Origin of the sequence: Planotetraspora sp. A-T 1434 (assembly GCF_025420585.1) — a bacterium.
GTDB lineage: Bacteria > Actinomycetota > Actinomycetes > Streptosporangiales > Streptosporangiaceae > JAOEGB01.
The window spans coordinates 44203-66079 of the sequence record NZ_JAOEGB010000009.1 but is presented as its reverse complement, the minus strand read 5'-3'; the positions used below and the strand labels follow the sequence as shown (position 1 = coordinate 66079).

20 protein-coding genes and 1 pseudogene are annotated in these 21877 nt (G+C 66.2%); 14 read left to right on the top strand and 7 right to left on the bottom strand.

Annotated elements, in window-relative coordinates; all coding sequences use genetic code 11:
* Positions 1–16: 16 nt before the first annotated feature.
* From N5079_RS13740 to N5079_RS13725, 4 genes are all read left to right on the top strand, one after another.
* Positions 17–190: a DUF6104 family protein gene (locus tag N5079_RS13740; protein WP_261584049.1), complete on the top strand. Its 174-nt coding sequence runs from the start codon at positions 17–19 to the stop codon at positions 188–190.
* Between the two features lie 259 nt (positions 191–449).
* Entirely contained in the window at positions 450–1208 is a 759-nt protein-coding gene (locus tag N5079_RS13735; RefSeq protein WP_261584048.1) for a DUF4097 family beta strand repeat-containing protein, read from the top strand.
* Positions 1205–1972, top strand: a complete 768-nt coding sequence (locus N5079_RS13730) for a PadR family transcriptional regulator (RefSeq protein WP_261584047.1) — start codon at positions 1205–1207, stop codon at positions 1970–1972. The genes N5079_RS13735 and N5079_RS13730 overlap by 4 nt, the downstream gene beginning before the upstream one ends.
* Positions 1973–2001: 29 nt before the next feature.
* Positions 2002–2184, top strand: a complete 183-nt coding sequence (locus N5079_RS13725; RefSeq protein WP_261584046.1) for a hypothetical protein — start codon at positions 2002–2004, stop codon at positions 2182–2184.
* 24 nt (positions 2185–2208) lie between these two features.
* Here the strand turns inward: N5079_RS13725 and N5079_RS13720 are convergent, their stop codons facing one another.
* From N5079_RS13720 to N5079_RS13710, 3 genes are all read right to left on the bottom strand, one after another.
* On the bottom strand, positions 2209–3171 hold the full coding sequence (locus tag N5079_RS13720; RefSeq protein WP_261584045.1) for a zinc-binding dehydrogenase: 963 nt from the start codon (positions 3169–3171) through the stop codon (positions 2209–2211).
* 87 nt (positions 3172–3258) lie between these two features.
* Positions 3259–3684 carry a type II toxin-antitoxin system VapC family toxin gene (locus tag N5079_RS13715; RefSeq protein WP_261584044.1) on the bottom strand — a complete coding sequence of 142 codons (426 nt, stop codon included), beginning with the start codon at positions 3682–3684 and terminating at the stop codon, positions 3259–3261.
* On the bottom strand, positions 3632–3937 hold the full coding sequence (locus N5079_RS13710; RefSeq protein ID WP_261584043.1) for a hypothetical protein: 306 nt from the start codon (positions 3935–3937) through the stop codon (positions 3632–3634). Before N5079_RS13710 ends, N5079_RS13715 begins: the two co-directional genes overlap by 53 nt.
* A gap of 153 nt (positions 3938–4090) precedes the next feature.
* Here N5079_RS13710 and N5079_RS13705 point away from each other — a divergent pair, with 153 nt between their 5' ends.
* Positions 4091–4546 carry a protein-tyrosine phosphatase family protein gene (locus tag N5079_RS13705; protein ID WP_261584042.1) on the top strand — a complete coding sequence of 152 codons (456 nt, stop codon included), beginning with the start codon at positions 4091–4093 and terminating at the stop codon, positions 4544–4546.
* A gap of 296 nt (positions 4547–4842) precedes the next feature.
* Complete coding sequence (locus N5079_RS13700; protein ID WP_261584041.1) at positions 4843–5967, top strand: trypsin-like serine peptidase; 1125 nt, start codon at positions 4843–4845, stop codon at positions 5965–5967.
* Between the two features lie 134 nt (positions 5968–6101).
* Here the strand turns inward: N5079_RS13700 and N5079_RS13695 are convergent, their stop codons facing one another.
* Entirely contained in the window at positions 6102–6401 is a 300-nt protein-coding gene (locus N5079_RS13695) for a subtilase-type protease inhibitor (protein ID WP_261584040.1), read from the bottom strand.
* A 374-nt stretch (positions 6402–6775) separates the two neighbouring features.
* On the opposite strand from N5079_RS13695, the gene N5079_RS13690 reads away from it, so the two are divergent.
* Complete coding sequence (locus N5079_RS13690; protein ID WP_261584039.1) at positions 6776–7906, top strand: trypsin-like serine peptidase; 1131 nt, start codon at positions 6776–6778, stop codon at positions 7904–7906.
* Positions 7907–8315: 409 nt separating this feature from the next.
* The gene (locus N5079_RS13685) at positions 8316–9494 is read left to right on the top strand and encodes a trypsin-like serine peptidase (RefSeq protein ID WP_261584038.1); all 1179 of its coding nucleotides are present in this window, start codon (positions 8316–8318) and stop codon (positions 9492–9494) included.
* Between the two features lie 325 nt (positions 9495–9819).
* On the opposite strand, the gene N5079_RS13680 is transcribed toward N5079_RS13685, so the two are convergent.
* Positions 9820–11049: an MFS transporter gene (locus N5079_RS13680; RefSeq protein ID WP_261584037.1), complete on the bottom strand. Its 1230-nt coding sequence runs from the start codon at positions 11047–11049 to the stop codon at positions 9820–9822.
* A 71-nt stretch (positions 11050–11120) separates the two neighbouring features.
* Between N5079_RS13680 and N5079_RS13675 the strand changes: the two genes are divergently transcribed.
* Positions 11121–11414, top strand: coding sequence for a type II toxin-antitoxin system Phd/YefM family antitoxin (locus N5079_RS13675; RefSeq protein WP_261584036.1), 294 nt, complete (start codon positions 11121–11123; stop codon positions 11412–11414).
* Between the two features lie 298 nt (positions 11415–11712).
* The gene (locus tag N5079_RS13670) at positions 11713–12927 is read left to right on the top strand and encodes a trypsin-like serine peptidase (protein WP_261584035.1); all 1215 of its coding nucleotides are present in this window, start codon (positions 11713–11715) and stop codon (positions 12925–12927) included.
* Between the two features lie 65 nt (positions 12928–12992).
* Here N5079_RS13670 and N5079_RS13665 read toward each other — a convergent pair whose 3' ends face one another.
* Positions 12993–13175, bottom strand: coding sequence for a FaeA/PapI family transcriptional regulator (locus N5079_RS13665; RefSeq protein WP_261584034.1), 183 nt, complete (start codon positions 13173–13175; stop codon positions 12993–12995).
* A gap of 368 nt (positions 13176–13543) precedes the next feature.
* Positions 13544–14104: pseudogene (locus N5079_RS35525) on the bottom strand (ATP-binding protein); the annotation flags it as partial.
* Between the two features lie 641 nt (positions 14105–14745).
* On the opposite strand from N5079_RS35525, the gene N5079_RS13660 reads away from it, so the two are divergent.
* The 4 genes from N5079_RS13660 (at position 14746) to N5079_RS13645 (ending at position 21547) form a co-directional block, all read left to right on the top strand.
* Positions 14746–16047 (top strand): trypsin-like serine peptidase, encoded by a 1302-nt coding sequence (locus tag N5079_RS13660; protein WP_261584033.1) that lies wholly within the window; start codon positions 14746–14748, stop codon positions 16045–16047.
* A gap of 536 nt (positions 16048–16583) precedes the next feature.
* Positions 16584–17819, top strand: coding sequence for a trypsin-like serine peptidase (locus N5079_RS13655; protein ID WP_261584032.1), 1236 nt, complete (start codon positions 16584–16586; stop codon positions 17817–17819).
* Positions 17820–18472: 653 nt separating this feature from the next.
* On the top strand, positions 18473–19732 hold the full coding sequence (locus N5079_RS13650) for a trypsin-like serine peptidase (protein ID WP_261584031.1): 1260 nt from the start codon (positions 18473–18475) through the stop codon (positions 19730–19732).
* A 534-nt stretch (positions 19733–20266) separates the two neighbouring features.
* Positions 20267–21547 (top strand): trypsin-like serine peptidase, encoded by a 1281-nt coding sequence (locus N5079_RS13645; protein WP_261584030.1) that lies wholly within the window; start codon positions 20267–20269, stop codon positions 21545–21547.
* The last annotated feature ends 330 nt before the right edge of the window (positions 21548–21877 follow it).

Sequence of the window (21877 nt, the reverse complement as noted above, 5' to 3'; positions counted from 1 at the left end):
TGGAGCAGACAGCAGCATGTACTTCACCGACAGGGGCATCGAGGAGCTCGTCGACCGGCGCGGCGACGAGGAGGTCAGCGTGGGCTGGCTGGCCGAGCGGCTGCGCGAGTTCGTCGACCTCAATCCCGAGTTCGAGATCCCCGTCGAACGGCTGGCCACCTGGCTCGCCCGCCTCGACGAGGACGACTGACAGACCAGGACGACCGACAGACGGGGGCGACTGACAGACGCCGCCACGAGACGCCTGTTTCGCGTACGGCATCACCCCGAGAAACGCGATACATCTTGACTTTCCCCAGACGCGACATATCGTGTTCTTAGGGCGGGTGAACCTGTCCTCACGCCCGGACCAAGGGCGGTGAAGTTCGCGTCGAAGGGCCGGTGCAATGCCTAGTTGGTCGATCGAGAAACCCGAACAGCTCACATTCGGCCCGGTCACCGGGTTGAGTGTGCGCATCGTGGCCGGCCGCCTGGCCGTCCTCGCCAGTGATGGGCCACCCACCCTTGAGGTGACCGACATCCGCACGCCGCCGCTGATCGTGACGCACGACGACGACGGCCGCCTCACCGTGACGTACAAGGACCTGACCTGGGACGGCATCCTGGGCTGGTTGCGGCCCGGCTCGCGGTCCACCACGCTCACGCTGACCGTGCCGAGGGACTGCCCGGTGCAGGCCGGTGTCATCACCGCCTCCGCCGTGGTCGCCGGGCTGGAGGGCCGCACGAGCGTCAAGAGCGTCTCCGGTGAGATCGTCCTGGACGGCGTGAGCGGCGACGTCCACGCCGAGACGGTCTCCGGTTCGGTGGAGAGCCGCGGTCTGGCCGGCGATCTGTCGTTCAGCAGCGTCTCGGGCGAGCTGACCGTCGCCGGAGGGACCCCGCGGCGGCTGCGCGCCAACACCGTTTCCGGTGGGATCACCACCGATCTGGAGCTCACTCCGACCGGCCATGTCACGCTGAACAGCATCTCCGGCAGCGTGGTCGTACGGCTCCCGCGGACCGCCGACAGCGACGTGACCATCCGCTCGACCTCGGGCAGGATCGAATCCGCCTTCCCCGAGCTGCGGAGCGTGAGCCACCCGGGGATCAGGTCCATCACCGGCCGCCTCGGCGGAGGCATGGCCTCCCTCTCGGCCACCACGGTGTCCGGCGACATCACCCTGCTGAGCGGGCAACCCGCCACCATTGCGCACGAGGAGGCGGAATGAGTCCGGTGTTCGGGCATGGACGGCTCCGGCTTTACCTGCTGAAGCTGCTTGAGGAGAGCCCACGACATGGCTACGAGGTGATCCGGCTCCTGCAGGACCGCTTCCTCGGCGTCTACTCCCCCTCCCCGGGGACGATCTATCCCCGGCTCGCGCGGCTGGAGGAGGAGGGCCTGGTCACCCACGAGGTCGTGGACGGCAAGAAGGTCTTCACCCTCACCGACAAGGGCAGGCGCGAGCTGAACGACCGGATGGACGAGCTCGCCGAGCTGGAGCAGGAGATCACTGCCTCCGTCCAGGACATCGCCCGTGAGGTCAAGGAGGACGTGCGGCAGACCGTACGGTCGCTCCGCCACGAGCTCACCCAGATGGCCAGGGACATCAACAAGGACGCCGCGCGGGAGAACCGCGACGCCTGGCGGGAGCAGAAGGAGGAGTGGCGGCGGCAGCGTCAGCAGGCCAAGGACACGCTCCGCCAGCAGAAGGAGGAGTGGCGCCACCACAAGGAGCGGCTGCGCGAGGAGACCGAGCGCTGGCAGCGAGACTGGCGTCGCATCTGGGAGGAGACCTGGTCCCTGACCGGGCAGCCGCCCCAGAGGGACGGCGGCCCGGTCCACGACGCCGAGCTCGGGCGCTTGCTCGCCGACTTCGTCGCGGAGATCAGGCGGGAGGCCAGCGAGGGCGGGGTCACCGAAGCCTCGCTCACGCAGTGCCGGGCCGTCCTGGACGAGGCCGCCCAGCGTATCCGCGACACCCTCCGCCCCTGACCCTCGTCCGTCTCGTGAAAGGAGCGGCGATGAGCCCGTACGGCTGGCGCAACCCGTTCCTGCGGCTGCCGCCTCCCCCGCCGCGCGAAGCCCCTGAGGCCGCTCAGACCGGGGCCCTCCGGTTGGAGGCCCCTCCGCAGGAGCCCGCCCTGTTGGAGGGCGCCCCCTTCGAGGCCGTCCTCCCGGAGTGGCGGGCCCTTCTCGACGTATAGACGTATAGCGGATCAGACAGCGGATCAGACGGTGAAGACGATCTTCCCGAAGAGGTCGCCCTGGTGCATCGCGTTGAAGCCGTCCTTGGCCTGAGCCAGCGGGAGGACGCGGTCGATGACCGGCCGCACTCCTGTCTGCTCCAGGAAGACCGCCAGTCTGGCGAGCTGTTCGCGGGTGCCCATCGTCGACCCGATGATGGACTTCTGCAGGAAGAAGACCTGGGCGAGCTGCGTGGGAGCCACCAGGCCACTCGTGGCCCCGCAGGTCACGATCCGGCCGCCGGGGCGCAGCGCGCTCAGCGAGTGGTTCCAGGTGGCTTCGCCGACCGTCTCCATCACGGCGTCGACTCGCTCGGGCAACCTCGCGCCCGTCTCGAACACCCGGTCGGCGCCCAACTCCAGGGCTCGGGCGCGCTTCTCCTCTGAGCGGCTCGTCGCCCACATCCGGAACCCTCCGGCACGGCCGAGCGCGATCAGAGCCGTGGCCACACCGCCACCTGCGCCCTGGACCAGCACGGTCGAGCCCGGCTCCAGCCCGGCCTTGTCGAAGAGCATGCGATAGGCCGTCAGCCAGGCCGTGGGCAGGCAGGCGGCCTCCTCGAAGGTGATCGCCGCCGGCTTGGGGACGAGGTTGCGCCTCGGAACCGCGACCTTCTCGGCGAACGTTCCGTCGTGGACCTCCGACAGAAGCGAACGTTTGGGGTCGAGGGTCTCGTCGCCGTTCACCGGTGTGCCGATGACCGAGTGGACGATCACCTCGTTGCCGTCCTCGTCGAGGCCGGCGGCGTCACAGCCGAGGACCATGGGCAGCTGCTCCTGGCGGATGCCCGTGCCCTTGAGCGTCCAGAGGTCGTGGTGATTCAGCGCGGCGGCCTTGACGGTGACCGTCGTCCACCCGTCGGGGACCGTGGGCTCGGGATGTTCCCCCAGCGTCAGGCCCTTGAGCGGGTTGTCCGGGTCGGTCTGCGTGGCGGTTACGGCGAACATGCCAGAACATTACTCCGCCACCGCACCAAGATCGCGTCAGGGGATCGCCGCCACCCCGAACCCCGCACGGGCGCAGCAGGAGAGGCGTCAGTTGAGGGGATGCCTCGATCGGAGCCCGGGGAAGATCGCGAAGTCCTTGTCGCAGGTGATGAACTCACATCCATGCTCGATGGCGAGGGCCGCGAGGTAGGCGTCCGGGATCAGCTTCCCCGCTGCCCGTGTCTCCTTGCAAAGGCGGGTGAAGATCCCCCAGTGCCGCCCCCCGGGATTCACGATGGTGGCATGCGGCTGGTTGCGGATCTGGTCGGCGAAGAGCAACGCGTCCTCGGTCCTGCTGCGGTTCGGGAGGCGGGGCAGGGTCACGATACGGATGAACCCGTTCACCACCATGTCCGTCACCGCATACGGCTCGTCACCATGGACGAGGTCTTCGAGATACGCCCGGTACTCCGTGTGCCGCTCAGCGTCCCGTCGATGGGCGTTGACGAGAATGTTCACGTCGAGCAGCCTCATCCCGCATTACCTCCAAGTAGTGCTCGGTGTCCTCCTGCAGCAACATTTCCTTGATCGCGCCGGGGCTCAGATCGACCAGGCCCTGATCTAGGGCATCACCAGCCGTGACAAGCTCCACCCGGGGGCGTTCGCTCACGGTGGCCGCCCGGCCGAGCAACTGTTTCAACGCGTCCTCCATTACTGAGTTGAGGCTTCGGCCGTTTCGGGCCGCGAACGCCTTGGCCTCGTTGAGAAGGGTCTCGTCGATTCGCACCGTGGTTCTCCGCACGGCTCCAGCGTCCTCGCCCGACATGTTTATGTCAACACGAAAAGTAATGGGTCAGTCACTGAACTCAAGTATTTTCGAAAAGGTGTCCGAAAGGTGGTGAATGTCGCCAACTCCCCGACGGTGCGTGACAATCGGCACATGGCGGCGTTGCTCACTGGGGCGATTGAGATGCCCGATGGCATCTGGGTGCGCGGGCGGGGCCTGCGGGCTCCCGCGCCGGACGGACCTCTTCCCCAGTTCGGGCTCTACTTGGGCTCCGCCCGGCTGCGGCGCCGCCATGATGCGACCCTGGAGTGGCCGCACGAGTGGGTTCGCTGGCCCGACTTCCTGCTGCCTCTGGACTGGAACGCCGCCGCCGCGTCGATCGTCGACCTGCGCGAGCGTGCCCGCATGGAACGGCGGGTCGAGGTGGCCTGCAACGGAGGCGTCGGCCGTACCGGCACGGTCATGGCCTGCCTCGCCACACTCGCGGGCCTGCCGCCGGGGGAGGCCGTCGCCTGGGTCCGCGAGCACTACAACCACCGCGCGGTCGAGACCCCCTGGCAGCGCCGCTGGGTGACCTGGTTCTCCACGAACAGGCCGTCCGATTTGTGACGAGGATCGACCTGCGGGACGAGACAAAACCCGCGATGCGGATCCATATCAATGAGAAGAAAGACCCGTCAAGAATCGCCGGTAAACCGGGAGGGCGATCCGCGCGACCGCCCGCCCAGATGGTCGCTGAGCTGCGCGGATGGCACCCATAACCACTCGGCATCGATAACGGATAGGCCAATCTCCTGATTGTTCTGGTTATATCCGGAGCAAGAGGAAAGATCGGCTCATTAATGTTCGGAGCGTTTTCCTGACGAATGGGACGCACCCTCAAACGTCCCGGGGAAAGGAGCTCCATGATTTCCCGAGCACGGCGCCTCGCCATCCCCCTCGCCGGATCGCTTCTCGCGTTCGGCGTGGTCGGCGCCACCCAGTCGGCCTCCAGCGCTGCGGCCATCAGCGCCGGGCCGAACGACGTCACCGCCAAGCCGGCGTCGGAGTCGGCCAGCGACGCGGTCGCCTTCTGGTCACCCGAGAGGCTGCGGGCGGCCAAGGACTACACCGAGGAACTCGGCAACTCCGTCAAGGGCTTCGGCAAGGTCAGCAAGGCGACCCCCGACGGCAAGCCCGGCGTCGTCCCGCCGATCGGCGAGGAGAAGGGGACGTCTGGCAAGACCAAGCAGGTCAACCTGCCGAACACGGTCGGCCGGGTGTTCTTCACGCTGCCCGGTCAGAACCCGCTGGACCCGAGGAGCTGGAAGTACTGCTCCGGCACGTCGGTCCAGAGCCGGTACCACAACGTCGTGGCGACCGCCGGGCACTGCATCTACGACCCGGTGACCAACGACTTCTACGACCACTGGGTCTTCATCCCGTCGTACTGGGACGGCGACCAGGCGTGGGAGGGCAAGGCGCCCTACGGCATCTACCCGGCGCAGTGGTTCCAGGCGCACGACGACTTCGTGGTGAAGGAGGACTACGACTACGACTACGCGTTCGTCAACGTCGCCTCCGGCTTCAAGATCAAGTGGCAGAAGGTCGGCAACACCTGGCAGCTCACCAAGACGGCCGTCGGCCGCCTGGGCGACAACGTCGGCGGCCAGGGCCTGACCTGGAACCGCAGCACGAAGGTGAAGGTCTTCTCGTTCGGCTACCCGGCCGGCCCGCACCCGGACGGCGACCGGCCGTTCACCGGGCGCACGATGAAGTGGTGCTACGGCCAGACCGGCGCCATGCCGGCGGCTCCCAAGTACAACATCCAGGAGCACATCGGGTTCAAGTGCGGCATGACCGCCGGCGCCAGCGGCGGTCCCTGGCTGTACAACTACAAGAGCAAGAGCCGGACCGGTTACCTCAACGGCATCAACAGCGTGGCTTGGGACACCGACGGCAACGACCGCTACGACAGGATCTCGTCGCCGTACTTCAACGGTGAGACCTACGACGTCTACAAGGTGGCCGCCAACCGGTGGACTCCCTGACGCCTGAGCGCCGCGTTCACCCGCACGGGCACTGATCCGTACGCGGTGACACGCGCTCTCTGACCGCACGGCCATTCGGTCAGGCGTCGAGGGCCCGGTGGACGTCCATCCACCGGGCCCTCTTCGCAAGCGGCTCAGATGTCGAAGATCGAGCCCGCCGTCGAGCGCAGCTCGCAGGCGTTGCCGAAGGTGTGCTCGAAGCGGACGAACCTGCCGTCCCAGATCCCGGTCGCCGTGACCGTGACTGGACTGAACATCATCGGGCAGTAGGTGTCGCGGCTCGGCTGAAGGTTGGCCGGGTCGCCCTTGGCCTTCTCGAGGAGGTCACACGCCTCGGTCCGCGCGAGTCGGGCGCCGGCCGTCGGTGTGCAGCTCAGAAGGGCGTAGCGCTCCGGCGGCTGCGCCTTCTCTCCGCTCGCGGAAGTCAGGATCATCGCCCGCACGCGAGGCGCGGCGAGATGGGATGTGGTCACCGGCGCATTGGTCGTTCGCGCGGCCGCCGACGGCTGCGGCGGTGGAGGCACCGTCGTGGCGAAAGCGGTCGCGGGGCCGGCGGCGATAGCCGTACTGGCCAGTAGAGCAAGGAGTGGCTTCATTCGATCCCCCCGGTTTCGGCTGGTCGTCAGCCTTGCCGGAGGGGTACCTGCGGGCAAGCGTCCACTCCGCGCCCATGGGCAAATCTGACGTCCCCTAGATCCCTTCGGTTCCACTGGTTTCATAACGAGCTGGCCAAGAAGCTGGGCCGTAACCGTGTTGATCTGGAAAAATCACCCCTTACGATCGATATCCCCACGCCGGAAGGTTCCCAGTGGCCAGGCACCTCGCGCTCAGCATCGGTGGCGTCGTCGCCGCCGCGAGCGTGGTCGCCATGCTCGTGAACCCCGGTACGGCGGCGCCGGCGTCAATGCGGCCCGTCTCGGGAGGCACGTCGATCTCCCTCAAGGACATCTCGCTCAGGGACGGGGTCAGCTCGTTCGCCCTGGCCCCTTCGGCGGCCGACATGCAGCGGGTCGCGTCCTACTGGAGCCCCGAGCGGCTCAAGCAGGCCAGCATCTACGAGCCCAGCACCAAGCCGTCGCCCACCGCGAAGACCTCGACCTCCGCCCTTGAGGTGGGGCCCGCGCTCAGCGCCAGGCCGACCACCGCCAGCGCCGCCCACGGCAGCGCCAAGGATCCGAGCGTGCCGCCCATGGTCGGCAAAGTGTTCTTCAAGGTCGGCGACAAGGAGTACTGGTGTTCCGCCTCAGCGGTGCACTCGCCGTACAAGAACCTGGTCGCGACGGCGGGGCACTGCGCGTTCTCCCTGCCGCAGGACAAGCCGGTCGAGGACTGGATCTTCATCCCGTCCTACCACGAGGGCAAGGCCGACGCCGGGATCTACGTCGGTCACACGCTCTACATGCACGAGGACTTCGCGGGGCAGGGCGACTTCGACCGCGACTACGCCTTCGTCACCGTGCACCGCGGCTTCACCTGGCAGCCCTACACCGCGGGAGGCAAGGTGCAGTATCGGTCGGTCGACGCCGGGCTGCTCGAGGACAAGGTGGGCGCCTTCCTCTTCTCCTCCAACAAGCCGATCGGGCGCGGCGTCTTCGCCTTCGGCTACCCGGCCGGCGCGCAGCCCGACGGCAGCCGGCCCTACTCGGGGCAGACGGTAAAGATGTGCTACGGCGTCACCGAGAAGCGCTTCGCCGCGGCCCCGACGTGGCAGGTCGAGCATGGAGTACGCCTCCCGGACTGCGCCTTCACCTCGGGAGCCAGCGGCGGCCCCTGGGTGATCGGCTACAACAGCGCCAAGAAGACCGGGTATCTCAACGGGATCACCAGCCTGACCTGGAACCTGAACGGCGGGGGCCGGGTGGACGCCATCTCCTCGCCCTACTTCAACACGCTCACCCAGCGCGTCTACCAGCGGGCCACCCGTCAGTCCACAAGCTGATCACCCATCCCGCACGCCCGCGCTCACCCCGCCCAACCGGAAGGCCCGGCTCTCCCGCCGGGCCTTTTCCATGCCGTACGGCTGCCGCGAACGCCGCACCCAAAGAGGATTAGACGCGATATGTCCTGAAACGGTGCCATGACCTCTCTGTGATTTACATCACATGATGCACTCGGCCGCCGTCGCGACACCCGGCCGACTTGACCGAGAAGTCCCCGGACACCACCTGCGCGAACGTCACAAGATGATCTCGAAGCTGACTCCCGTTGTGAAGTATCACGGAAAAGTCACGCCGCTCAAGCGGGTCCAGATGGGTAAAGCGCTCGTAAATCCGGAGGGTAGTGTCCTGACTATCCCTTTACTGACGGATGGGGCGCACGTGGCGTCCCGCTATATCCCCAGGAGTTTCATGAACACCCGAGTCAAGCGCCTGATCCTCCCCATCGGGGGCGTCGCCGCCGCCGGCCTCATCGGGGCCACCCTGGCAGCGCCCGCTCAGGCCGCCGGTGACACGGCCTCGGACCCGCTGGCCACCAGCGGAATCGCCGCCAAGAACGTGGTCGCCTACTGGCTGAACCAGAAGGCGGCCAACCTCGTCAACGCGACGCCGTACGAGACCCAGGTCGTCGCCAAGCACATCTCCACCGGTGGACCCTCGGCCGACAGCAAGCCCGGCGTCGTCCCCGCGATCGGTGACGAGAAGAAGTCCGGCGGCTCGTCCAAGAACGTCAACCTGCCCCGCACGACCGGCAAGGTCTTCTTCCGGGGCGCCGACGGCCGGCCGCACTGGTGCACCGCCACCTCGGTCCAGGCGCACTACCGCAACCTGGTCGCCACGGCCGGGCACTGCGTCTACGACACCGACAGCAACGCCGCCACCCTCGACCGCTGGGTCTTCATCCCGGGTTACTACCAGGGCAAGGCGCCCTGGGGCATCTACGTCGGCAAGCAGGCCTTCACGCACTACGACTTCGACGTGTACGAGGACGGCGACCGCGACTACGCGTTCGTGACCGTCTACAACGGCATCAAGGCCGGTCCGGGCACCAACCTGCGCGACACCGCGGAATGGGACTGGAAGCAGGTCGACAAGGCGACCTACGACAAGTACGACCACCACATCCGCAAGTCCAAGGACGGCAAGTACTACGTCCTCAAGTTCGTCGACCTCGGCCGGCTCGGTGACAACGTCGGCGGGCAGGGTCTGGCCTACAACCAGAAGCTCGGCAAGTCCGTCTACGTGTTCGGCTACCCGAGCGGGTCGCACCCGGACGGCAACTACGCCTTCTCCGGCAAGACCCTCAAGTGGTCGTACGGCAAGACGTTCGCGGCCAAGGCCCCCGCGGTCAAGGCCGAGGAACTGGTCGGCGTGAAGTCCTCCTTCACCGGTGAGGGCTCCTCGGGCTCCGCCTGGCTGCTCAACTACAAGAACAGCCGCCGCCTCGGCTACCTCAACGGCGTCACCAGCGGCGTCGCCGACACCAACGGCAACAAGCGCATCGACACCAGCGTCTCCCCGTACTTCGACGGCGAGCTGTACGGCGTCTACAAGGCCGCCGCGAACGTCTGGTCCGGCTCCATCGCCTAGTCACCCGTATACGACTTGATCGCATAGCCGTCCCACGGCTTGCTCGTTCGGTCGTCTCGGCACCCCCCAGCAGAGGGCCCGGTCGTCATCGGCCGGGCCTTCTTGCTGCCCGGCGTACCCCTGGCCATACCGCCTCGCCGGTCGCCGCCGCGGCCTCCTTGGCGTCGCCTGTGCGGGCCGGCACGAACTACCGCGTGTGCGGCAGCCGCGTCACCCGCCATCCGAAAACGGGCGGTTGACAAGGGCCTGCGCGCGCCGACGGCGACCGTACCCTTCTCGCCATCGAGGACTGCCCTGTGATCCAGGATGGCGCGGAGGGCATCGCTCAACGTGCGGCCGCGGCCTCGGCCTCGGCCAGCGGGGGCAGATGCCGGATGGTGGGGCTCAACGTGGCGCCCAAAGCCACGACCGCCATGACGGACGCGATCGACAGCAGGGCGGCCGTCACACCCCAGCGGTCCAGGATCAGTCCCGAGGCGAGCGGCCCGACCGGGGTCACCGCGCTGCCGAAGAGGGCGAGGCTGCTGATCACTCGGCCCTGCAAGTGGTCGGGCGTGATGGTCATCTGGTAGGTGTACAAGATCGCGTTGGCCGCCGGGGCCAGGAAGAACGCCGCGGCCAGCAGCGGCCCGATGGCCCAGGCGGTGGGATGGACGGCCATCGCGGGGATGGCCGCGGCGGCCACCCAGAACATCGCCAGGACGACCGACGCCGGGTTGCGCCGCTGCAGCCGTGCAGCGGCCAGCGCGCCCAGCAGTCCTCCGGCGCCGGAGATCGCCATCATGAGGCCGACATCGGCCGGTGCCGCGCCGCTCTGCCGGGCGGCGACGATCGCGGTGAGGGTCAGCGCGGAGAACACCAGGCTGAAGCCCGCGGCCGTCACCAGCAGGACGCGCAGGAACCGCTGCCGCCAGGTCCAGCGCAGGCCCTCGGCGATGTCGCGCAGGAGAGTGCGCGACCGGTCCGCGACCGCGGTGGCGGGCGTCGGGGATTGGATGGCCAGGACCGCGGCGAAGGACACCAGATAGGCCAGGAGCTCTCCGGCAAGAGGGACAGTTCTCCCAAGGTTGAACAGCAGGCCACCCAGCGGAGGACCGGCGATCGACGCTCCGTACTGGCGTGCCTCGTTGTGCGCGAGGGCCTGAGGCAGGTGTTCGGCGGGAACCACGCGCCGTAGCATCGCCGTCTCCGCCGGGTGGAAGAACACCCCGCATGCGGCGCTGATCACAGCCGCGGCCAGCAGCATCCGCCAGTCGAGCAACCCGAGCAGCGAACCGGCGACGGTGGCGGCGGCGAGAGCGGCTCGCACGAGATCGCAGCTCAGCATCGTGCGCCTCCGATCCCACCGGTCGACCAGGGCGCCCGCCGGCAGACGCAGCGCGATGCCGGCGGCCATTGCGGCGGAGCCGATCAGCCCTGCCTGGACGGCTGAACCGGTCAGTTCCAGCGCCAGCAGGGGGTAGGCGACGGAGGCGACCTGGACACCCAGGGTCGAGGCCAAGGTGGCGCTCCAGAGCCGGACGAAGTCACGGTGGCGGCGCAGCGGCTCACTCATGATCGCGAGTATGTACGTATTTACAAAAATGTACAACTTTGACGTGTGCGGACCTGCAGTACTGTGCAGACATGGATGCCGAGGCAGTGCCCTTCACCGAGGCGCGCGCCCAGTTGGCCGAGCTGATGGGGCGGGTGGCCTACGGTGGCGAGCGGATCGTGCTCAGCCGCCATGGCAAACCGGTGGTCGCTTTGGTGTCGATCGCCGATCTGGAAAGGCTTCAGGCGCTGGACGGCGGCGGCGCTGAGCAGATCATCACCCTGGGGCGGTCGTCGTTCGACCATGCCGGGCCACCGGCTGCTGCACCGCCACGCCGTCCGGACATCGCGGCACAGGACAGTCCGCCGGGCGACGCCTCCCGCTGAATCTCCTCCGCACCGCGTGTGTACGCGGTGGCCCGCTTATCTGTGCTCTTCACGCGGAGTACGGGGACGAGCAATTCACCCCTGCCTCGCCGAGTGGGGTTATGACGTTGTGAGCACTGGGTGCCGTCGGTCACTGTGTCCACAATCTGGCCTGGCCGAAGCCCTCGGTGGTCAGGAAGTGCCACAGCGCATCCGGGGCGGCGGAGGGCTGAGGGCGCGGTCAGCGAGCTGCAAGCGCGGTGAAAGCGCTCATTCGTACCTTTTGCGCAGCACCCTCGCTTCTCCTCTAAGGAGTCCCATGCACACCCGGGCCAAGCACCTCATCCTCCCCGCCATCGCGGCCGGCCTCCTCGGCTCCGCCCTGATCGCCCCCTCCGCCGCTTCCGCCGCTCCCGACACCGCCTCCGACCCCCTGGCCGGCAGCGGCATCGCGGCCTGGAACGTCGCCGCCTTCTGGTACGCCGAGAGCAAGGCCAACCTGATCGCGGCCACGCCGTACACGGTCGAGACCCAGGTCGTGGCCAAGCACGTCTCCAAGGGCGGCCCGGCCGCCGACGGCAAGCCAGGCAAGGTCGAGCCCATCGGCGGCAAGCCGAGCGGCCTCTCCAAGAACGTCAACCTGCCGAAGACCACCGGCAAGGTGTTCTTCCTCGACGCCGACGAGAAGCCCCACTGGTGCACCGCGACCTCGCTCCAGTCGCACTACCGCAACCTGGTCGCCACGGCCGGGCACTGCGTCTACGACACCGAGTCCAACGCGGCCACGTTCAAGTACTGGGTCTTCGTGCCGGGTTACTACCAGGGCAAGACCCCGTGGGGCATCTACGTCGGCAAGCAGGCGTTCACGCACTACGACTTCGACGTCTACGAGGACTTCGACCGTGACTACGCCTTCGTCACCGTCTACAACGCTCTGAAGGCCCCGCACGACGGCGGCGCCCTCCCCGGCGACTGGAAGAAGGTCTCCAAGGCGCAGTACGACAAGTACCGCAGCTACGGCACCTACACCCCCGCGGTCAACCAGTTCACCAAGAAGGACCTGCACGGCCCCGGTACGGCCGACGACGAGTACTTCATCTGGAAGTTCGTCGACGGCGGCCGTCTCGGCGACAACGTCGGCGGCCAGGGCCTCGCGTACAACCAGAAGAAGGGCGGCAACGTCTACGTCTTCGGCTACCCCAGCGGGTCGCACCCGGACGGCAACTACGCCTTCACCGGCAAGACCCAGAAGTGGTGCTACGGCAAGACCTGGGCGGCCGCGTCGTCCGACATCAAGGCCCAGGAGCTGCTGGCCGTGAAGTGCCCCTTCACCGGTGAGGGCGCCTCAGGCTCGGCATGGCTGTACAAGTACAGCAACCCGACCCGCAAGGGCTACCTGAACGGTCTCACCATCGCGGTGTCGGACACCGACGACAACCAGCGCATCGACACCAGCCTGTCGCCGTACTTCGACGGCGAGCTCTACGACATCTACAAGCACGCCGCCAACCTCTGGTCGGGCTCCATCGCCTAGACCGTTAGATCCTCTTGATCCCCGCAGGGCCCGGCCGCCATCAGCCGGGCCCTGCGCCGTCGTGATCAGGCCTGCGCGGCGTTGCCGGTGAGGCGATAGACCGTGTAGGTCCCCCGCCCTCCCGCGATGACGACGCTTCCCTGCTCGCGGAGCAACTGGAGCGCGTAATGGACCTGGCGGGACGACAGCGCCGTGGCAGTGGCCAGCTCCGCCAGGGTCGCGGGCCCTCTCTCCAGCACCTCACGCACGGCGGCGGCGTTGGCTGCCCGGGCACCCCGGATCCGCGGCTTCGAAGTGGACCTCGCCCGCTCGGGCACGTGCTCAGCGGCATCCGCTCGCCGGTCAAGTGCGTCAGCAAGGCGATACGCGCGTCCGCCGCCCGCGCCGATGGCTTCCGCCACGCCAACCCGGACAAGAGCCGACAACGTGGCCGTCGCCTCTCGGGAGTCCATGGGAAACGCTTCTCGCAGGCTCTTGTTCGTCCAGATGCACCGTGCCGCATGGCCACCAGAGCGTGCCGCTGCCGGTCAGTGAACCTGGCTGCTTTCGAAATGCCGGCGAGCCAGTGCAGGTCCTCTTCCGCCAGCAAGACATGGTCCGGAACGCGCACCGTGAACCTGATCCCCTGGTCATGGAAGCGGGGCGGCACCATGCCGGCCTGATGCAAGCTGGAAAGGATCCTCGGGATCCCTGACGCCAACGCCTCTACGACCCGGTAGTCCTTGCCGAAACGGACGTTCTGGCAGATGCGGACCAGCCAAGCGTTCCTGGTGGAGGTCACGCCGGTCTTGCCGAGCCGATCTGACGTCAGTCCCCAGAGGCCGCCGGGATTGCTCAAGACGAGCTGGCTCTGGTCCAGTTTGAGAGTGATCGGCTCGGTCAGAGCGTGCGGTCCGAGATCCCGATGGACCAGCGCGTTCGAGAGAAGCTCACGGACCGCCTCGACGGGATATCCGGGTTCGTCACGGCTGTGCCCCCCAGCGAATCTGATTCGCGTCCGAGTATTACGCTGCACCCAGCGAAGAGCTTGCCCGTCAGAGCGAAGCCGTCTTCCTCGTCCAGGCCGAAGATGACGAGCCCGCCGCCAGTGCCTGGCGTTCCGAGCCGTCGCCCGGGAGTGGCACGCGGTACGGCCAGCGAAGGGCTGTGGGGCCCGCCGGAGCCTTGCTTTTGGCATTCCATGCCAAAGAGATGCGGCACTTTCGTGTAAACCAAAGGCATCCGATAAACGACGTTGCCCGATAGCTGCCCGTTCAGAGACGAACGGCGACAGGGGTTTCAAAGCTCCGGGGCTCTTTCCTTACGCCGCAATGAGCCGGTGCGCCCTGGAGGCATGGAAGCGCCGCGTCCCCACGGGGCCGGCGACAGGCGTCGGGGCGCCCAGTGATCGACAGAGTGGCGGGATGACTACGAAAACACTGTTCAGACGGCTTGCGCAGCGGCCGAACACAGTCGTGCACGATGGGCCGAGCCATCACGATCGAGGCGCCGTGGGCGACAGGAACCGCACTGGTTCCCCTTCAGGGCCGTGATCCTCGTCACAGTTTTTGACCACAAAGTCTTGTGGAACCAGTCGACAAACCGGGGCAGAAAAGGGCTCGGAGATCGCCAAGCTGCCTCAATGCCTGAGCACCCCCGACCGGCATTCGGTTTTTCTCCCCGACACTAAATAACGGAATGGTCACGGCAGCCTGAACGCCCTCTGCGGGGGGCTTTATGCCGCTTTTACCGGCGAAACAGCGGCTGTAGAGTCTGCGCATCCCTTTCCTGACGCATGGGGCGCATGAGGCGTCCCACGACAGACCAAGGAGTTCCCCCATGAAGCGCGCTCTCGCCTTCGGTGGCATCGTCGCCACCGCCGGCCTCCTGGCCGCGGGCCTCGCCGCCCCGGCTCAGGCCACGCCGCAGGACGTCGCCAGCAAGCCCCTTGCCGACAGCGGCATCGCGGCCTGGAACGTCACGGCGTTCTGGCTGGCCCAGGGTGCGGCGAACCTGATCAACGCCACGCCGTACGACGTCGAGACGAAGGTCGTCGCCAAGCACATCAGCAAGGGCGGCCCGGCTCCCGACAGCAAGCCCGGTGTGGTTCCGGCGATCGGCGACGAGAAGAAGGTCGCGGCCAAGTCGAAGAACATCAACCTGCCCAAGACCACGGGCAAGGTGTTCTTCGTGGGCTCCGACGGCCGCCCGCACTGGTGCACCGCCACCTCGGTGCAGTCGGCGTACCACAACCTCGTCGCCACGGCCGGACACTGCGTGTACGACACCGAGTCGAACGCCGCGACCCTGGACTACTGGGTGTTCATCCCGGGTTACTACCAGGGCAAGACCCCGTGGGGCATCTACGTCGGCAAGCAGGCCTTCACGCACTACGACTACGACGTGTACGAGGACGGCGACCGCGACTACGCGTTCGTCACCGTCTACAACGGCCTCAAGGGCACCCACGACGGCGACGCCGTCTACGGCCACTGGGTCGAGACCGACTGGAAGACCTTCCACTCGTACAAGAAGTACCTCGGAGACCGTGGCTGGCTCAAGGACCAGACCAAGCTCCTCTTCACCGACAAGGCGCAGCGGCACTTCTACATCTGGGCCTTCGAGGACGCGGGTCGCCTGGGTGACAACGTCGGTGGGCAGGGTCTGGCCTACAACCAGAAGATCGGCCAGCCGGTCTTCGTCTTCGGCTACCCGAGCGGGTCTCACCCGGACGGCAACTACGCCTACTCCGGCAAGACCCTCAAGTGGAGCTACGGCAAGACCTTCAAGGCGACCGCTGCCTCCATCAAGGCCGAGGAGCTCCAGGCCGTGAAGTCCTCCTTCACCGGCGAGGGCGCCCTCGGTTCCGCGTGGCTGCTGAAGTACAGCAACGGCCGTCGTCTCGGCTACCTGAACGGTGTCACCATCGGCGTCTCCGACACCGACGGCAACGACCGTTACGACACCAGCATCTCCCCGTACTTCGACGGCGAGCTCTACGGCGTCTACGGTGCGGCCAAGAACCTCTGGTCCGGCTCGATCGCCACGCCGACCGGAACCCCGGCCAACCCGCCCTCGCCCTCGCCCTCTCCCTCGGCGACGCCCTCTCCCTCGGCGACGCCGTCGGCGCCCCCCGCGTAAGTCCGCTCGCAAATTGGCCCGGCCGCCAGCCGGGCCTTTTTGTTTTCCTGGGTAAGGCGCCTTTCCGTGGCTAAGGCTCACCGTCGTGTCAGCATCTCCGGCTTCCACAGGTGACAGTCACAAGAAACTCGTGGCGCTCTGATGTAAACCAAATGCCCCGGTCGGACGACGGCGTAAAACGTCCCCTTTCGGCTCGCCACTACCACGCAGCAGCAGGTCAGCCGGTGATCAGACTTCCTACAGGAACCATGTGATATGCATCACACACACAGGTGACAGGCTTTCCGCACCGCCAGTAAGCATTCGTCAGAGGGACTGTGGAATTGGCGCACGCTGCGGAAACAGGTACTGATCGTCAACCACAGACTGGCTGTCATCCTGTCAACCCGAAAATAAGAGCCAGCCGTCGGCGAGCTAGCTGCAAGAAACTCTTCTGTAACGCCTTAAACGGGCCTTATATGCGCTATCTTCTGCCTATCCCTTTACTGACGCATGGGGCGCATGAGGCGTCCCACGACAGACCAAGGAGTTCCCCCATGAAGCGCACTCTCGCCTTCGGTGGCGTTGTCGCCACCGCCGGCCTCCTGGCCGCGGGCCTCGCCGCCCCGGCTCAGGCCACTCCTCAGGACGTCGCCAGCGACGCTCTCGCGACCAACGGCATCGCGGCCTGGGCCACGGTTGCCTACTGGTACAACAACGAGTACGCGAACCTGATCAACGCCACGCCGTACGACGTCGAGACCAAGGTCGTCGCCAAGCACATCAGCAAGGGCGGCCCGGCTCCCGACAGCAAGCCCGGTGTGGTTCCGGCGATCGGCGACGAGAAGAAGGTCGCCGCCAAGTCCAAGAACATCAACCTGCCCAAGACCACGGGCAAGGTGTTCTTCGATGGCGCCGACGGCCGCCCCCACTGGTGCACCGCCACCTCGGTGCAGTCCGCGTACCACAACCTGGTCGCGACCGCTGGTCACTGTGTCTACGACACGGAGAGCAACGCCACCACCCTGGAGAACTGGGTCTTCGTCCCGGGTTACTACCAGGGCAAGACTCCGTGGGGCATCTACGTGGGTAAGCAGGCCTTCACCCACTACGACTTCGACGTGTACGAGGACGGCGACCGCGACTACGCGTTCGTCACCGTGTACAACGGTCTTGGGATCGGCCACGACGGTCTCTCCGACCCCGAGGCGGCTCCCGGCGAGTGGTACGAGGTCTCGAAGGCGACCTACCTGCAGTTCCCCCAGGAGTACCGCGACAAGAAGCACTACTGCCACGAGGTCGTCAAGGACGGCAAGACGCACTACTTCGTCTGGAAGTTCGTGGACGTCGGCCGCCTGGGTGACAACGTCGGTGGGCAGGGTCTGGCCTACAACCAGAAGATCGGCCAGCCGGTCTTCGTGTTCGGCTACCCGAGCGGGTCGCACCCGGACGGCAACTACGCCTACTCCGGCAAGACCCTCAAGTGGAGCTACGGCAAGACCTTCAAGGCGACCGCGGCCTCCATCAAGGCCGAGGAGCTCCAGGCCGTGAAGTCCTCCTTCACCGGCGAGGGCGCCCTCGGCTCGGCGTGGCTGCTCAAGTACAGCAACGGCCGTCGTCTCGGCTACCTGAACGGTGTCACCATCGGCGTCTCCGACACCGACGGCAACGACCGTTACGACACCAGCATCTCCCCGTACTTCGACGGCGAGCTCTACGGCGTCTACGGCGCGGCCAAGAACCTCTGGTCCGGCTCGATCGCCTTCCCGGTCGAGTCGCCCGCTCTGCACTAGTTCCGGCTCAGGGGTCCAAACCCTGATTCGAAACGCGCATCACCTTAAGGGCCCGGCTGTTAAGCCGGGCCCTTTCGGCTTTCCGGCGCCGGTTCGGATCGGCACACGCGGACGACGGCTTCGACCGCACGCCCGAGAATCCACGGGTCGGCCGGGATCGCGTGAAACGGATGCACGCCGGACCAGCAATGCCGAGAGGCTCTCTCCTCCATGTCTTCCAGGGGAAACATGTGAGGCTCTTCCAGCGGAGCTGCGAACGGCGATCTCGCAGGTGATGGCGCACACCCGAGGTGACGGCGCCTGCTGGGGCGGGTCGTCAAGCACATTTAGACGCCCACCAACGGTGAGCGGTGCCATCCAAGAGGTGTGATTTACATCACACTCTATTTATTGATCTTAGTCAGAATCATCCTCATTGTCATGAAAAGAAGTGTTCCCGAGTGGAGCTAGCTGGGCGAACAAGCGAAATCCATCGCTGACTTGAAAGCTTGCGGTCCGTCAGTCATGTAACGCGAACATCTCGACCATCAGGCCGTCCGATGAGCTGGGAAAGCAGGGCTACCAGATGAAGATCGCGATATATGGTGCTCACTATCCCTTTACTGACGCATGGGACGTACGAGGCGTTCCACGACAGAGCAAGGAGCTCCCCCATGAAGCGCACTCTCGCCTTCGGTGGCCTCGTCGCCACCGCCGGCCTCCTGGCCTCCGGCCTGGCCGCCCCGGCTCAGGCCTCCGGTGACGTCGCCAGCGCCCCCCTGGCCGCCACCGGTATCCAGGCCAAGAACATCGCCGCGTTCTGGCTGGCCGAGAACGCGGCCAACCTGATCAACGCCACGCCGTACGACGTCGAGACGAAGGTCGTCGCCAAGCACATCAGCAAGGGCGGCCCGGCTCCCGACAGCAAGCCCGGTGTCGTGCCGGCGATCGGCGACGAGAAGAAGGTCGCCGCCAAGTCGAAGAACATCAACCTGCCCAAGACCACGGGCAAGGTGTTCTTCGCCGACGGGTTCAAGTGGGTCAAGGGCCCCCGCGAGCACTGGTACCCGCAGGCCGTGAACCCGCACTGGTGCACCGCCACGTCGGTCCAGTCGGCGTACCACAACCTGGTTGCCACCGCCGGTCACTGCGTGTACGACACGGAGTCGAACAAGGCGACGCTGAACTACTGGGTCTTCATCCCGGGTTACTACCAGGGCAAGACCCCGTGGGGCATCTACGTCGGCAAGCAGGCGTTCACGCACTACGACTACGACGTGTACGAGGACGGCGACCGCGACTACGCGTTCGTCACCGTCTACAACGGCATCAAGTTCCCCCACGACGGCTTCGCCGGCATCTGGCAGCTGATCAAGGACCACAAGTGGGACGAGCTGAAGCAGTACGCCGGGTTCCAGGAGACCGACGCGGCCACCTATCAGGCGTACCACGACGAGGACGCTCTGCCCCACTACACCTCCGGCGGCAAGTACTACGTCTGGAAGTTCGCTGACGCCGGTCGCCTGGGTGACAACGTCGGTGGGCAGGGTCTGGCCTACAACCAGAAGATCGGCCAGCCGGTCTTCGTGTTCGGCTACCCGAGCGGGTCGCACCCGGACGGCAACTACGCCTACTCCGGCAAGACCCTCAAGTGGAGCTACGGCAAGACCTTCAAGGCGACCGCGGCCTCCATCAAGGCCGAGGAGCTCCAGGCCGTGAAGTCCTCCTTCACCGGCGAGGGCGCCCTCGGTTCCGCGTGGCTGCTCAAGTACAGCAACGGCCGTCGTCTCGGCTACCTGAACGGTGTCACCATCGGCGTCTCCGACACCGACGGCAACGACCGTTACGACACCAGCATCTCCCCGTACTTCGACGGCGAGCTCTACGGCGTCTACGGCGCGGCCAAGAACCTCTGGTCCGGCTCGATCGCCTAACCTCCCGCCTGCGGAGACAAAGCGATCAGTGAGTCAGTGACTCACACGGCATCACAGCATCACCGCATCACCGCAGGGCCCGGCTGCTTCCCAGCCGGGCCCTGCGCCATGTCACAGCGAAGACGCGGCGAAGCCGGCTCAGGCTCTGTATGCTGCGCAGTGATTCGAGGCCCCGGCGCACAGCGCCGGGGCCTCGCGCCGTTTGAGGCCCTTAGACGTAAGGCACACGCGATCGGTGCCAGGACATCAATGTGAGTTACATCACACACTTTGGTCTCCACAGTAACTCAGGCCACAACGAACCCAAATTACTCAAGGTCACAATCTGACCCTTGATCTGCGGAGATATCCACCCGTGCGGCAAAGATCCCGAACCGCCTTAGAGGTAACGGAAAGGTCTCGGCGTCGCCGGTGGTCATGAACGTCAGTCAAGCGGCTTCCGCCTCGCAAGATCGCGCCTGTATCTTCCTGGCTATCCCTTTCCTGACGCATGGGACGCATGAGGCGTCTCACGACAGACCAAGGAGTTCCCCCATGAAGCGCACTCTCGCCTTCGGTGGCCTCGTCGCCACCGCCGGCCTCCTGGCCTCGGGCCTCGCCGCCCCGGCTCAGGCCGCGGGTGACGTCGCCAGCAAGCCGCTCGCCTCGACCGGTATCGCCGCGAAGAACATCGTGGCCTACTGGTACGCGAACGACGCGGCCAACCTGATCGGCGCCACGCCGTACAACGTCGAGACCAAGGTCGTCGCCAAGCACATCAGCAAGGGCGGCCCGGCTCCCGACAGCAAGCCCGGCATCGTGCCGGCCATCGGTGACGAGAAGAAGGTCGCCGCCAAGTCGAAGAACATCAACCTGCCCAAGACCACGGGCAAGGTCTTCTTCGAGGGCGCTGACAAGAAGCCGCACTGGTGCTCGGCCACCTCGGTGCAGTCCGCGTACCACAACCTGGTCGCGACCGCTGGTCACTGTGTCTACGACACGGACTCCAACGCCGCCACGCTCGACAACTGGGTCTTCATCCCGGGTTACTACCAGGGCAAGACCCCGTGGGGCATCTACGTGGGTAAGCAGGCCTTCACCCACTACGACTACGACGTGTACGAGGACGGCGACCGCGACTACGCGTTCGTCACCGTGTACAACGGTCTGAAGGCCCCGCACGACGGTGTGCCGCACGGCGACGACACGCCGAAGAAGTCGCCCACCGGCGGGACCGGCTGGGAGAACATCGGCAGCTGGACCGAGGTCACGAAGGACGTCTACGACCAGTACAAGGGCTACGACACCTTCATCGGTGACATCGCCAGCGTGTACGGTCCGGACTACAACGACTTCGACAAGGACGGGAACAAGACCGAGGAGTTCCAGCACTACTTCGTCTGGAAGTTCGTCGACGCTGGTCGCCTGGGTGACAACGTCGGTGGGCAGGGTCTGGCCTACAACCAGAAGATCGGCCAGCCGGTCTTCGTGTTCGGCTACCCGAGCGGGTCGCACCCGGACGGCAACTACGCCTACTCCGGCAAGACCCTCAAGTGGAGCTACGGCAAGACCTTCAAGGCGACCGCGGCCTCCATCAAGGCCGAGGAGCTCCAGGCCGTGAAGTCCTCCTTCACCGGTGAGGGCGCCCTCGGTTCGTCCTGGCTGCTCAAGTACAGCAACGGCCGTCGTCTCGGCTACCTGAACGGTGTCACCATCGGCGTCTCCGACACCGACGGCAACGACCGTTACGACACCAGCATCTCCCCGTACTTCGACGGTGAGCTGTACGGCGTCTACAGCGCGGCCAAGAACCTCTGGTCCGGCTCGATCGCCTAACCTCCGGCCTGCGGAGAAAAGCGATCACCCAGTCAGGGGTCCAAACCCTGACTGACTGCTTCACCACGGGGCTCGGCTCACCGCCGGGCCCCGTGCCATTCCCAGCCGCATAAGGCCGCATACGAGGTGCCCGTATGCGCCCAGCGATCGAGGCCCCGGCGACAGCGCCGGGGCCTCGTGCCGTTGAGGAGCCTTAGACGTACATCGCACTCGATCGGTGCCATGACATTAATGTGATTTACATCACATATTGAATGGCGTCAATCAGCACCATAGCCGCAACATGCTCATACAACCTCAGGTCTCCCCCGACTTCTGATCTGCGGATAT